The 12,287-nt window shown below is 73.3% G+C and carries 13 protein-coding genes; 10 read left to right on the forward strand and 3 right to left on the reverse strand.

The window, feature by feature from the left end; all coding sequences use genetic code 11:
* Positions 1 to 54 precede the first annotated feature (54 nt).
* Together AB0N90_RS03260 and AB0N90_RS03265 are read right to left on the reverse strand one after the other, a co-directional pair.
* Positions 55 to 210 carry a DUF6131 family protein gene (locus AB0N90_RS03260; protein ID WP_086807291.1) on the reverse strand — a complete coding sequence of 52 codons (156 nt, stop codon included), beginning with the start codon at positions 208 to 210 and terminating at the stop codon, positions 55 to 57.
* A 148-nt stretch (positions 211 to 358) separates the two neighbouring features.
* Positions 359 to 937, reverse strand: a complete 579-nt coding sequence (locus AB0N90_RS03265) for a TetR/AcrR family transcriptional regulator (protein ID WP_365192587.1) — start codon at positions 935 to 937, stop codon at positions 359 to 361.
* A 240-nt stretch (positions 938 to 1,177) separates the two neighbouring features.
* Here AB0N90_RS03265 and AB0N90_RS03270 point away from each other — a divergent pair, with 240 nt between their 5' ends.
* The 9 genes from AB0N90_RS03270 (at position 1,178) to AB0N90_RS03310 (ending at position 9,544) form a co-directional block, all read left to right on the forward strand.
* Positions 1,178 to 1,756: a 2Fe-2S iron-sulfur cluster-binding protein gene (locus tag AB0N90_RS03270; protein ID WP_365192589.1), complete on the forward strand. Its 579-nt coding sequence runs from the start codon at positions 1,178 to 1,180 to the stop codon at positions 1,754 to 1,756.
* Entirely contained in the window at positions 1,753 to 2,745 is a 993-nt protein-coding gene (locus AB0N90_RS03275) for a xanthine dehydrogenase family protein subunit M (protein ID WP_365192591.1), read from the forward strand. Before AB0N90_RS03270 ends, AB0N90_RS03275 begins: the two co-directional genes overlap by 4 nt.
* A complete protein-coding gene (locus tag AB0N90_RS03280) occupies positions 2,742 to 4,877 on the forward strand; it encodes a xanthine dehydrogenase family protein molybdopterin-binding subunit (protein WP_365192593.1) in 2,136 nt (711 codons plus the stop codon). Before AB0N90_RS03275 ends, AB0N90_RS03280 begins: the two co-directional genes overlap by 4 nt.
* Positions 4,870 to 6,009 (forward strand): XdhC/CoxI family protein, encoded by a 1,140-nt coding sequence (locus tag AB0N90_RS03285; protein ID WP_365192595.1) that lies wholly within the window; start codon positions 4,870 to 4,872, stop codon positions 6,007 to 6,009. The genes AB0N90_RS03280 and AB0N90_RS03285 overlap by 8 nt, the downstream gene beginning before the upstream one ends.
* Before the next feature lie 123 nt (positions 6,010 to 6,132).
* On the forward strand, positions 6,133 to 7,407 hold the full coding sequence (locus tag AB0N90_RS03290; protein ID WP_365192597.1) for an FAD-dependent oxidoreductase: 1,275 nt from the start codon (positions 6,133 to 6,135) through the stop codon (positions 7,405 to 7,407).
* Positions 7,408 to 7,571: 164 nt separating this feature from the next.
* A complete protein-coding gene (locus AB0N90_RS03295) occupies positions 7,572 to 8,528 on the forward strand; it encodes a hypothetical protein (protein WP_365192599.1) in 957 nt (318 codons plus the stop codon).
* A 201-nt stretch (positions 8,529 to 8,729) separates the two neighbouring features.
* Positions 8,730 to 8,894: a 50S ribosomal protein L33 gene (rpmG, locus tag AB0N90_RS03300; protein ID WP_085563397.1), complete on the forward strand. Its 165-nt coding sequence runs from the start codon at positions 8,730 to 8,732 to the stop codon at positions 8,892 to 8,894.
* A 157-nt stretch (positions 8,895 to 9,051) separates the two neighbouring features.
* On the forward strand, positions 9,052 to 9,309 hold the full coding sequence (locus AB0N90_RS03305) for a DUF6400 family protein (protein WP_365192601.1): 258 nt from the start codon (positions 9,052 to 9,054) through the stop codon (positions 9,307 to 9,309).
* Complete coding sequence (locus tag AB0N90_RS03310) at positions 9,296 to 9,544, forward strand: hypothetical protein (protein WP_365192603.1); 249 nt, start codon at positions 9,296 to 9,298, stop codon at positions 9,542 to 9,544. The genes AB0N90_RS03305 and AB0N90_RS03310 overlap by 14 nt, the downstream gene beginning before the upstream one ends.
* 42 nt (positions 9,545 to 9,586) lie before the next feature.
* Here the strand turns inward: AB0N90_RS03310 and AB0N90_RS03315 are convergent, their stop codons facing one another.
* Entirely contained in the window at positions 9,587 to 10,393 is an 807-nt protein-coding gene (locus AB0N90_RS03315; RefSeq protein WP_365192605.1) for an SGNH/GDSL hydrolase family protein, read from the reverse strand.
* A gap of 328 nt (positions 10,394 to 10,721) precedes the next feature.
* On the opposite strand from AB0N90_RS03315, the gene rox reads away from it, so the two are divergent.
* Entirely contained in the window at positions 10,722 to 12,155 is a 1,434-nt protein-coding gene (gene rox / locus AB0N90_RS03320; RefSeq protein ID WP_365192607.1) for a rifampin monooxygenase, read from the forward strand.
* Positions 12,156 to 12,287 lie beyond the last annotated feature (132 nt).

The following is a 12,287-nucleotide window of genomic DNA, read 5'->3' on the forward strand; positions in this document are numbered from 1 at the left end:
CCGGGGGCCGGCGCCCCGGTCCGGGGGACCGGGGCGTCCGGCCGGGGGAACGGGTTACCAGTAGTGCCGGCGGCCGGCGACCGCGTGTCCCATCGATCCGAGGATCCACAGCACCGCGCCGACCACCAGAAGGATGATCCCGATGGTCCACAGAATGGATATCCCGGTGAGGAATCCGACGATGAGCAAGATGATGCCGAGGGCGATCATGGCCCGCCTCCTGTCGACGAACGTTCCTGGTAGTCGGGTGCCCCGAAGTACGCCGAGTCATCACCCGGGGTGCGAAATTCTGACCGGGTACGTCCGGCGGAGCTGTTGCGGGTGCCTCAGGCGCGGCCGCTGTCGCGGGGGCCGCCGTTCAGCTCCCGGGCGCGCCCCGGCGCAGGCCGTCCATCACCAGGTCGAGGAGCCGGGTGGCGCGCGGCCGCCAGTCCTCGCGGGGGTCGAGCTGCCACAGGCCGGCGATGGCGAGCAGGAAGTCGTCCGCGGTGACGCCGGGCCGGATGGTGCCGGCCTCCTCGTTGGCCCGCAGCAGAAGCGCGGCCGCGTCGGTCACCGGGGTGTGCGCGGGCTTGGCCGGGCCGCCCGGCGTGCCGGTGACCTGCCGGATCGCGCCGGCCAGACCGGCCTTGGCCATGGCGAACTCGGAGAGCCGGTCCATCCAGGCGCGCAGGGCCTGCGCGGGCGGCCGGGTGGCCAGCAACTGCGCCGCGCTGTCCGCGACATGCCCCATCTCATGGCGGTAGATCTCCAGGACCAGCGCCTCGCGGCCCGGGAAGTTACGGTAGAAGGTCCCCTGCCCGACACCCGCCTTGCGGGCGATGGCGCTCAGCGGGACGTCCGGGCAGCGCGACAGCTCGCCGAGGGCCACCTCCAGGATGCGCTCCCGGTTGCGCTGCGCGTCCGAGCGCCGTGGTGAGTCCTTCATGTGTGGCACTCGTCCTCCCCGAGGGTCGTGGCCGAACCTCGCCCTTGCTAAGCGGACAGGTGTCCGTTACGTTTCTGAGGTAACGGACAGTTGTCCGGTTGACTCCACGATAGCCGCGGAACCGCCATCGCGGCAGCCATCAGGCCGCCGCCCCCCCATTACGGCGATCCGCATCGGCCCTGTCGCGGCGGTCCGTATCCGTGCCGCCTCCGCACACCATGTGTTTCTGGGAACGCGAAAGAAGCTGCCATGGCCTCCCCGACGTCCAGTGTCATCACCCTGCACATCAACGGCGAGAAGTTCACACTGCCCGTCGACCACCGCACCACCCTGCTCGACGCACTGCGTGAACGCCTCACCCTGACCGGCACCAAGAAAGGCTGTGATCAAGGGCAATGCGGGGCCTGCACCGTCCTGTTGGACGGGCGCAGGGCGGTCGCCTGTCTGCAACTGGCCGTGGCGGCCGAGGGGCGGGAGATCACCACGATCGAAGGCGTCGCCGAGGGCGACCGGCTGCATCCCGTGCAGCAGGCGTTCCTCGAACTCGACGGCTACCAGTGCGGTTACTGCACCCCGGGGCAGATCTGTTCGGCGATCGGGGTGCTCAGGGAGCACGCGGAGGGCCTGCCGAGCGCCGTCACCGACGACATCCGGCCGGAGGCGGGGCCGCCCCCGCTGACACCTGAGGAGATCCGGGAGCGCATGAGCGGCAATCTGTGCCGGTGCGGTGCCTACGTCGCCATCGTCGATGCCGTGGCCAGGGCGGCGGCGGACGGCGAACGTACCGCTGCCGCGATCGAGTCCGAGTCCGAGGAGGCCGTGGCATGAGGGAGTTCGACTACCGGCGGGCCGGCGATGTCGCGGGCGCCGTCGCCCTGCTCGGCGCCGACCCGGACACCCGCTACCTCGGCGGCGGCACCAACCTCGTGGACCTGATGAAGACCGGCGTCGAACGCCCCACCCGGCTGATCGACATCCGTGAACTCCCGCTGGACCGGGTCGAGTCGACACGGGACGGCGGTCTGCGCATCGGTGCCACCGTCACCAACGCCGACCTCGCCGCCCACCCCGAGGTCCGCCGCCGCTACCCGGCGCTGGCCCAGGCCGTGCTGGCCGGTGCCTCCGGGCAGCTGCGCAACATGGCCACCGTCGGCGGGAATCTGCTCCAGCGCACCCGCTGCGGCTACTTCGCCGATGTCACCCAGCCCTGCAACAAGCGGATCCCGGGCAGCGGCTGCCCCGCCGTCGAGGGCGAGCACCACAACCACGCGATCCTCGGCGCCTCCGAGCACTGCGTGGCCGTACACCCCTCGGACATGGCCGTCCCGCTCACCGCCTTCGACGCCGTCGTGCACTACGAAACCGCTGACGGGCCGGGCGAGTTGCCGCTCACCGAGTTCTATCTGCCGGTCGGCGCGACCCCGCATCTGGAGACCGCCCTGCCGGCCGGCGCGCTGATCACCGGTGTCGTCCTGCCGCCCGCGCCGGTCGCCGCCCGCTCCCGCTACCGCAAGGTGCGCGAGCGCGCCTCGTACGCGTTCGCCATCGGCTCGCTCGCGGCCGCGCTCGACATCGGGGACGGCGTCGTGCGCGAGGCGCGCCTCGCCCTCGGCGCGGTCGCCTCCCGGCCTTGGCGGGCCCGGGCCGCCGAAGAGGTGCTGACCGGGGCACCGGCCGTACCCGAGACCTATGCCGCCGCGGCGGAGGCCGAACTGGCCGCCGCCCGGCCGCTGCCGCACAACGGATACAAGGTGGCACTGATGCGCAACCTCGTCGTGGCCGTGCTCACCGAACTCGCCGAGGAGGCCGCCCGATGACCACCGTCACCGCCACCGGGACGGCCACCCGCGCGCCGTCCGTCGGCACCGCCCGGACCCGTGTGGAGGGCGTGGAGAAGGTCACCGGCGCCGCCCGGTACGCGGGCGAGATCCCCTTCACCGACCTCGCCCACGGCTGGCTGGCCCTCTCCACGGTCGCCCGCGGCCGCATCAGCGCCCTCGACACCGACGCGGTGCTCGCCATGCCCGGTGTCCTCGCGGTCCTCGACCACCGCAACGCACTGCGCCTGAACACCGACTTCGCCGGTCTGCTGGGCATGCGGCCCGACCCGACCTGCGCCGTCTTCCAGCACGACCGGGTGCCGCACCTGGGCTGGCCGGTGGCGCTCGTCGTGGCCGAGACCTCCGAACAGGCCCGGGAAGCCGCCGAGTCGCTCGTGGTGCACTACGAACCGGAGCCGCACACCACCGACTTCACCGCGCGGACTCCCGACGCCTACGCGCTGGACGGCGTCATGCCGGCGCTGACGGAGAAGGGCGACATCGAGGCCGAACTCGCGGCCTCCGCCGTGGTGGTGGACGCCGAGTACACCACCCCCGAAGAGCACCACAACCCGATGGAGCCGCACGCGGCCACCGCCGTGTGGGACGAGGGCCGCCTCGAAGTGGTCGACTCCAACCAGGGTGCCACCTGGGTCGTCGGCGACCTCGCCAACCTCTTCTCGCTCGACCCGGCCGCCGTACGGGTGCGCTCCGAACATGTCGGCGGCGGCTTCGGCAGCAAGGGCGTGCGCGCCCACCAGGTGGCCGCCGCGATGGCCGCGAGCGTGCTGGGGCGGCCGGTGCGCGTGGTCATGACCCGACGGCAGATGTTCACCCTGGCCGGCCACCGCAGCCCCACCGTCCAGCGGGTCAGGCTCGGCGCCGACGCCGGGGGACGGCTGCGCGCCCTGGAGCACCGCTCCCTGAGCCACACCTCCACCGTCTACGAGTTCGTGGAGCCCAGCGCCGGGGTGGCGCGGGTGATGTACGACGCCGACGCCCATCGCACCGAGAACCGCGTGGTACGGCTCGATGTGCCGAGCCCGACCTTCATGCGCGCCCCGGGCGAGGCGCCGGGCTCGTTCGCGCTGGAGTCCGCGCTGGACGAACTCGCGGTTGCCTGCGGGCTCGACCCGATCGAACTGCGGCTGCGCAACGACGCCGAGCGGGGGCCGGTCTCGGGCCTGCCGTTCGCGGGCCGACGGCTGGCCGAGTGCTTCCGGGAGGGTGCCCGCAGGTTCGGCTGGGCCGACCGCGATCCGCGCCCCGGCACGCGCCGCGACGGCCGCTGGCTGCTGGGCACCGGCACCGCGGCGGCCTCCTTCCAGGCGGGCGCGGCCCCCTCCACGGCGACCGCCACCGCCCACCCGGACGGCGCCTTCACCGTCCGGATCGCCGCCGCCGACATCGGCACCGGAGCCCGTACGGCCCTCACCCTGGTCGCCGCGGACGCGTTGGGCGTGGCACCCGAGCGGGTCCGGGTCCGCATCGGCGACAGCGCCTTCGGACCGGCGATGATCGCCGGTGGCTCCATGGGCACCCGCTCCTGGTCCTGGGCGGTCAAGATCGCGGCCGAGGAACTGCGCGAGCGGCTCGCCCTCGGCGCCGACATCCCGGCCGAGGGCATCACCGTCCGCTCGGACACCACCGCGGCCATCGGCGCGCTCGCCGCCGCCGAACGACACTCCTTCGGCGCCCAGTTCGCCGAGGTGGCCGTGGACGTCGGCACCGGCGAGGTGCGGGTGCGCCGGATGCTCGGGATCTTCGCGGCGGGCCGGATCATCAACCCGCTCACCGCGCGCAACCAGTTCCTCGGCGGCATGACCTGGGGCATCTCCATGGCCCTGCACGAGGAGGCGCTGCGCGACCGCGCCTCGGGCGGTCTGGTCGGCGCCGACCTCGCCGGGTATCACGTCGCGACCCACGCCGATGTCCCGCGCATCGAGGCCGACTGGATCGAGGACCCGGACCCGGACGACCCGGTCGGCATCAAGGGCATCGGTGAGATCGGCATCGTGGGTGCCGCGGCCGCCGTCGCCAATGCCGTCTGGCACGCGACCGGCGCCCGCCACCGCGATCTGCCGATCGGCCCGGACCGCGTTCTGACGGCGGGGGCGCCGGATGCTTGACCTGGCGGCCGAGCTGACCCGATGGCTGGCCGAGGGGCGGGAGTTCGCCGTCGCCACCGTGGTGGCGGTCGGCGGCAGCGCCCCGCGCGACCCCGGCGCCGCCCTCGCCGTCGACCGCGCGGGCACCGTCATCGGCTCGGTCTCCGGCGGCTGCGTCGAGGGCGCGGTCTACGACCTGTGCCAGGAGGCGCTGGAGAGCGGCCGGAGCGTCGTAGAGCGGTTCGGGTACAGCGACGAGGACGCCTTCGCCGTGGGCCTGACCTGCGGCGGGGTGATCGACGTCCTGGTCACTCCGGTGGGCGCCCAGGCGCCCGCCCGGCCGGTACTCGAAACGGCCCTCACCTTGGCCGCCGGGGGCGAGCCGGCGGCCCTCGCCCGGGTCGCCCGCGGCCCCGACGGCATGCTGGGCCGAACCCTCCTGGTCCGGCCCGGCGGCGCCCACGAGGGCACGCTCGGCGGCCACCCGGACCTCGACCGGACCGCGGTGGCCGAGGCGAGCGCCCTGCTGGAGGCGGGCCGTACCACCACGGTGGAGATCTCCGCGGACGGCTCGCACTGCCCCGGCGGCCTCACCCTGCTGGTGGAGTCCGATGTGCCGCCCCCGCGCATGATCATCTTCGGGGCGGTGGACTTCGCCTCGGCGCTGGCGCGGGCCGGCAAGTTCCTCGGCCACCATGTGACCGTCTGCGACGCCCGCCCCGTCTTCGCCACCCCGGCCCGCTTCCCCGACGCCGACGAGGTGGTGGTCGACTGGCCGCACCGCTATCTGCGGCGCACCGCGACCGACGCGCGGACCGTGCTGTGCGTGCTCACCCACGACGCGAAGTTCGACGTACCGCTGCTCAAGGTGGCCCTCGGCATGCCGCTCGCGTTCATCGGCGCGATGGGCTCCCGGCGCACCCATGAGGACCGGGCGCGGCGGCTGCGCGCCGAGGGCGTGAGCGAAGGCCAACTGGCCCGGCTGCGCTCGCCGATCGGCCTCGACCTCGGCGCCCGTACGCCCGAGGAGACCGCCCTGTCCATCGCGGCGGAGATCGTCGCCGCCCGGCGGGGCGGCACCGGGGTGCCGCTGACCGGCGGCCGGGCGCCGATCCACCGGGACCGGCCGCCCGCCGTGGCGGCGGGCGTATGAGACGGGGACGGTGGGTAGAGTAGGACCAGGATATTCATTGCCTGATGAATTACTGCTCCGGCGAAGGGCAGGACCGCGATGGACACGGCGGGCAGTGCGGGCAGGGTGGACACGGGTGACCCCGTGGAGCGGACCACGTGCTGTGTGGTGGGCGGCGGCCCGGCGGGCATGGTGCTCGCCCTGCTGCTCGCCCGCTCCGGCGTCGAGGTGACGGTGCTGGAGAAACACGCCGACTTTTTGCGTGACTTCCGCGGCGACACCGTCCACCCCTCCACCCTGGCGCTGCTGGACGAACTGGGCCTGGCCGAGCGGTTCGCCCGGCTGCCGCAGCGCCGGGTGCGCACCGTGCGGCTGCCGGTCGACCCCGGCCGCCCGGGGGTCACCGTCGCCGACCTGTCGGTGCTGCGTGGCCCCTACAACTACGTGGCGATGGTGCCCCAGTGGGACCTCCTCGACCTGCTCGCCGACGAGGCCCGCCGCGAACCCTCCTTCCATTTGCGGATGAACACGGAGGCCACCGGCTTCCTGACCGAGGCGGGGCGGGTGACCGGGGTGCGCTACCGCACCGCCGACGGCCGCACCGGCGAACTGCGCGCCCTGCTCACCGTCGCCTGCGACGGCCGGGGCTCGCTCGCCCGCGCCCGGCGGGAGCTGGGGCCGCGCTCCTTCGACTGCCCGATGGACGCCTGGTGGTTCCGGCTGCCGCGCCGCACGGGCGATCCGAGCGGGCTGGTCGGCGGCGCGGGCGACCGCTTCCTCACCGCGATGATCGACCGCGGCGCGTACTGGCAGTGCGCCGCGCTCATCCCCAAGGGCACCGACGAAAGCCGCCGCGCCGCCGGACTCGACCGGTTCCGGGCCCAGTTCACCGCGGCCGTGCCCTGGCTCGCCGACCGCACCGACGCCCTGCGCTCCTGGGACGAGGTCAAGCTCCTGGACGTACGCCTGGACCGGCTGCGCCGCTGGCACCGCCCCGGACTGCTGTGCATCGGCGACGCGGCGCACGCCATGTCCCCGGTCTTCGGCATCGGCATCAACCTCGCGGTCCAGGACGCCGTGGCCACCGCCCGCCGGCTCGCCGGACCGCTGCGCCGGGGCGCCGTGAGCGAGCGCGAGCTGCGCGGGGTGCAGCGCCGGCGCCTGCCCACCACGGTCGCCACCCAGACACTCCAGCGACTGGCCCACGCCCGCCTCATCCGCCCGGTGCTGGAGGGCCGGCCACCGCTCGGCAACGCGGACCGGGCCCGGCGCGTCGCCCATCTGCTCGCCGGATCACGGCGGTTGCGCAGGCTGCCCGCCTACTTCATCGCGTACGGCGCCCGGCGCGAGCGGCCACCCGCGGCGGCGGTCCGCAAACCCGCCCGAGCCGGTGGCGGGGGTCCGGGCGAGGCGTCGTAGCGGCGAAGAGACCTACCTACGGGGTGTCGTCCGGACTACTGACAGGGTGTCGTCCGGACAGGAAATTCCCAGTCAATGGACAGGTAACCGCGGGTAAGCGGGGTAATCCATAACGATCTTGGCGCGGACCTTGTGCAAGGGACGAACGCCCCTAGCCTCCCCCCATGGCTTTTCTTTCAAGTCGCCGCAGGAGAACGCGTCTGGCTCCCGAGCTGGACGACCAGGAGCTGGGCAGACTTCTCAAGTCCCTGCGGGCGACCACCCGGACGGGGACGATCGCGACGACCGACCTGTGCGCGGCGCAGATCACCCGCCTGCTCGACCAGGACCCGGGCGACTGGGACCGCCGTACGCACCGCATCGACGTCCTGGCGGACTTCCTGACGGCGTCACACCTGCCGCGCTCCTGGGCCGCGCGCGAGCCGCGCAGCGCCGACGCGCTGGTGCTGCACGCCTGGACCATGGTCGCCGACGCCCGCGCCCAGGGCCGCCCGGAGGACGCCTCCGAGGCCACCGACCTCTGTCTGCGGGCCGCCGAGATCGCCCCCGACGACCCCACCCCCTGGGTCGCCCTGCTGGCGGTGGCCCGCCTCCAACGCTGGGCGCAGCCCCAGGCGTTCGGCGTGTGGAACGAGGTGCTCGCCCGCGACCGCTGGAACCGCGAGGCCTACCTCGGCATGCTCGGCTACCTCAGCCCCGAGGAGGGCGGCTCGCGCATCCAGGTCCTGGAGTTCGTGGACACCCTGTGCGCCCGTATGCCGGCGAACGCCCCCTGCGCGGGGATCGAACTCACCGCCCAGGTCCTCCAGTACCACTCCGTGCTCGGCCGCGGCGGGTTCGAGGCCCTGGTGGCCCGCAACCACTGGTCCCACGCCATGGCCGCCCAGGCCCTCGACCGGGTGGCCCACACCTGGCCCCAGCCGGGATTCCTCCGCCACGCCAAGGCGCTCGCCGATCTCAACCTGCTCGCCTACGCCCTGATGGCCGCCGACCGCCGCCGCGACGCCGCGCCCGTCTTCGAGGCCCTGGGCGGCATCGTCACCGCCTGGCCCTGGCGCCTCGGCGGCGAGGCCCTCGGCGAGTACGACCAGGCGCAGCGCAGGGCCACCGTCGGCCTGTGAGGGCGGGGTGCGGGGTCTGTGGCAACAGGGTGCGGGGTCTGTGACAACGGGGTGCGGGGAGCCGTCGGCGAGGGCCTGCCGGTGCCGGAATATCCGGGGCCGGGGTCCCGTTGAGATGCCCTGATTGGCATGCCCGGAACAGAGCCCGAAAAGGGTGAGCCCGAGAAGGGCGAGAGCGAGGGCCGGGCGGAAAGGTATCCCATGGCACGCAGCACCGCGCGTCCCGTCGTCAGGCTGAAGTCGACGGCCGGGACCGGCGTCACCTATGTGACGCGAAAGAATCGTCTCAACGACCCCGACCGCCTCGTGCTGCGCAAGTACGACCCGGTCGCCGGGGAGCACGTCGCGTTCCGCGAGGAGCGCTGAGCCCCCCGGGGGTGACCCCGGTGTTCCTGATGGCCGACCGGCCCGGTGCCGCCACTCGCGGAACCGGGCCGGTCCCCGTCACGGGCCGCACCGACCCGCTGTGATGTCCCCCACCCACCCTTGTCCTGGCGGGGAAGGGCTACCTAAGTTCGTATGTATGTCCGCTTATGGCCCCACCCCGCCCGCCCAGCCGGTCGAGTTCTCCGTCGACCTCACCGCCCACGAGATGCTCCGGCGCGCCCATGTCATGGACGCCGTCGGCCCCACGTGGGACCCCGTCAAGGCGCTGCGGGACGAGGACGCGGCCCAGGACCTGCTCTACTCCGACCTCGACGAGGAGCAGCAGCGCATCTACGACCAGCTGGTCGCCGCCGGTGTCCTGCCCGAGCGCGGAGACGGCCGTGCTACCGCTTGATCCGCACGCGGACATCGGCCGCCGGGCCTGGGTGACCTGCCCGAAGTGCTCGGACCACCAGGGCTGCGCCACCTGCGAGGAGCGCCGCAGGTGCACCCGGCACTGGCGCTATCTGCTGTCCAACACCGGCAGCATGCTCCATCTCCAGTGCCCGACCTGCACCTATGTCTGGGACCACGAGACGGGCTTCGGCGCGAGCCGGGGCCGACGGAACCGGACGCCGGACGACCGCTGACGTCCGTGCTTCCCCTGCCGCCCGCGCCGGGTGCGCCCGGTCTCAGGCCGCGCGGGTGAACAGGGGCAGGTAGCCGAGGGACTGCCCGGAGGCGTTCGGGTGGTAGGACTCGGTGAGGTCCAGCACCTCGACGCTGCGCAGCCATGGCCCCGCGGAACAGATCTCGTGCCCGCTGAACGCGGTCCGGGCGTCCGCGAACGCGAACCCGTGACCGGTGGCATGCTGGGCGATCACACCGTCGAGGTGGTCGATGGCCGCGTTGAGCGCCGCCCGCTCCGAGTCCTCAAGTCCCCGCGAGCAGGTGCCGTGGAGCTGGTAGAAGTGCGGATAGCCGAGCACCACGACGCGGGCGCCCGGGGCCTTGCCCCTGATCCCCGAGTAGAGCCGGTCCAGGTTCGCGGGCAGCATCTTGTCGACATAGGCGCGCGCGGTGTCGATGGCGTTGAGGCACGCCTTGGTGCCGGGCAGCGCACAGATCCCCATCACCTTGGCCCAGCTCGCGTCACTGCCGCCCGCGGTGACGCTGACCAGGTTGGTACGGCCGCTCAGCGCCCCCAGTTGCTTGTTCAGCACATCCCCGGTCTTGGCGCCGTTGCAGGCGGCGAAGGCGAAGGACGAGGCGTGCGTCGAGGCCCACAGCGCGGGGTACGCCCGGCTGCTGCGCAGACAGCTCGCCCCCTCGGGGAGATAGTCGCCGGCGCCGACACCGGCCGAGTAGGAGTCCCCGAGAGCCACGTAGTCCAGGGCCGCGCGGTTCGGCGCCGCCGGTGCGCTGGCGGGACCGGCGAGGGTGCAGGCGCCCGCGAGGGACACGGCGGCGGCCCAGGACTGGATGCGGAACGGTCTCATGCCCCCGTTTATCGCGGACCCACGCCACCCCCGCCTCGTCACGGTCCGCGACGTTGACAATCCGCTCCGTCAGTGCGCTCGGGGTTGGGACTCGGGGTGGCGGGCATCGTCCGTGGCGCCGGTCGGGCCGCCGCTCGCCCGGCGTTCACCCGGACGGACGTCACCCGCACGGCCGAACGGAAACGGAAAAGGCAAGGAGTGCGTACTCCTTGCCACTCTCAACTTATAGCGGGTGGGGGGCCTTGCGGCAAGGCCCCCCACCTGTCGCACAATCTCCGCTCTGGACGGCGAACCGCAGGTGGGACGCCTGCTGTGGGTGAGGACTTTCATGATCGACGTGATCATCGCGGGCGGCGGACCGACCGGTCTGATGCTGGCCGCCGAGCTACGGCTGCACGGCGTGCGCACCGTCGTGCTGGAGAAGGAGACGGAGCCCACCCGGATCGTCCGGGCGCTCGGGCTGCACGCCCGCAGCATTGAGGTGCTGGACCAGCGCGGCCTGCTGGAACGCTTCCTCGCCCAGGGCAAGAAGTACCCGCTCGGCGGCTTCTTCGCGGGCATCCGCAAACCGTCGCCGACAGGCCTGGACACCGCGCACCCGTACGTCCTCGGCATTCCGCAGCCCGTCACCGACCGCCTGCTCGCCGAGCGCGCCGCGGAGCTGGGCGCCGAGATCCGCCGGGGTGGTGCGGTGGTCGGGCTGAGCCAGCACGAGGACGGCGTGACCGTCGAACTGGCCGACGGCACCCGGCTGCGCTCGCGCTACCTCGTCGGCTGCGACGGCGGCCGCAGCACGGTGCGCAAGCTGCTCGGCGTCGCCTTTCCCGGCGAGTCCTCCCGGGTCGACACGCTGCTCGGCGAGGCCCGGCTGACGGCCTCGCCCGAGGAGGTGGACACCGTGGTGACCGAGGTCCGCAGGACCCAGCTGCGGTTCGGCCTCGGACCCCTCGGAGAGGGGGTGTACCGCTTCGTCGTACCGGCCGACGGCGTCGCCGAGGACCGTACGGCCCCGCCGACCCTGGACGAGGTACGACGGCAATTGCGGGCGATCGCCGGCACCGACTTCGGCATCCACGCGCCGCGCTGGCTCTCCCGCTTCGGCGACGGCACCCGGCAGGCCGAGCGCTACCGGGTCGGCCGCGTCCTGCTGGCCGGCGACGCCGCCCACGTCCACCCGCCGATGGGCGGACAGGGGCTCAACCTCGGTGTCCAGGACGCGTTCAACCTCGGCTGGAAACTGGCCGCCGAGATCGACGGCTGGGCACCCCCGGGGCTGCTCGACACCTACGAGCGCGAACGCCACCCCGTCGCCGCCGATGTGCTCGACAACACCCGGGCCCAGATGGAACTGGTCTCCCTCGAACCGGGGGCCCGGGCGGTACGCCGACTGCTGTCGGAACTCATGGACTTCGAGGAGGTGAACCGCCGCCTGACCGAGAAGATCATCGCGACCGGCATCCGCTACGACTTCGGCACCGGCCACGAACTCCTCGGCCGCCGCCTCCCGGACCTGCCCCTGAAGCAGGGACGCCTCTACGAGCTGCTGCACCGGGGCCGCGGTCTGCTCCTCGACCGGACCGGCCGCCTCTCCGTGACCGGCTGGGCCGACCGGATCGACCACGTCATCGACGGCAGCGACCAACTGGACGCCCCCGCCGTACTCCTGCGGCCCGACGGCCATGTGGCCTGGGCGGGCGAGGACCCGTCCGACCTCGCCGAACGACTGCCGGGGTGGTTCGGCGCACCCGGGGCGCCACGCTAGGAGCGACCGGCCCGGCACGGGTGTCGGGCACGGGACCGGTCGTGGCCCCCGAATCCCGTCCCCGCGAAGGACTCCCACTAGGCGAGCCACCCGGACGTGCACCCCCGGATGCGCACCCACGGGCGCGCACCC

Origin of the sequence: Streptomyces sp. NPDC093018 (assembly GCF_040684035.1) — a bacterium.
GTDB lineage: Bacteria > Actinomycetota > Actinomycetes > Streptomycetales > Streptomycetaceae > Streptomyces > Streptomyces murinus.

Coding starts and splice junctions, on each gene's coding strand:
- AB0N90_RS03285 (WP_365192595.1), top strand. CDS start 4,870: ATGCTTGACCTGGCGGCCGAGCTGACCCGATGGCTGGCCGAGGGGCGG.
- AB0N90_RS03295 (WP_365192599.1), top strand. CDS start 7,572: ATGGCTTTTCTTTCAAGTCGCCGCAGGAGAACGCGTCTGGCTCCCGAG.
- AB0N90_RS03260 (WP_086807291.1), bottom strand. CDS start 210: ATGATCGCCCTCGGCATCATCTTGCTCATCGTCGGATTCCTCACCGGG.
- AB0N90_RS03270 (WP_365192589.1), top strand. CDS start 1,178: ATGGCCTCCCCGACGTCCAGTGTCATCACCCTGCACATCAACGGCGAG.
- AB0N90_RS03275 (WP_365192591.1), top strand. CDS start 1,753: ATGAGGGAGTTCGACTACCGGCGGGCCGGCGATGTCGCGGGCGCCGTC.
- rpmG (WP_085563397.1), top strand. CDS start 8,730: ATGGCACGCAGCACCGCGCGTCCCGTCGTCAGGCTGAAGTCGACGGCC.
- rox (WP_365192607.1), top strand. CDS start 10,722: ATGATCGACGTGATCATCGCGGGCGGCGGACCGACCGGTCTGATGCTG.
- AB0N90_RS03305 (WP_365192601.1), top strand. CDS start 9,052: ATGTCCGCTTATGGCCCCACCCCGCCCGCCCAGCCGGTCGAGTTCTCC.
- AB0N90_RS03315 (WP_365192605.1), bottom strand. CDS start 10,393: ATGAGACCGTTCCGCATCCAGTCCTGGGCCGCCGCCGTGTCCCTCGCG.
- AB0N90_RS03280 (WP_365192593.1), top strand. CDS start 2,742: ATGACCACCGTCACCGCCACCGGGACGGCCACCCGCGCGCCGTCCGTC.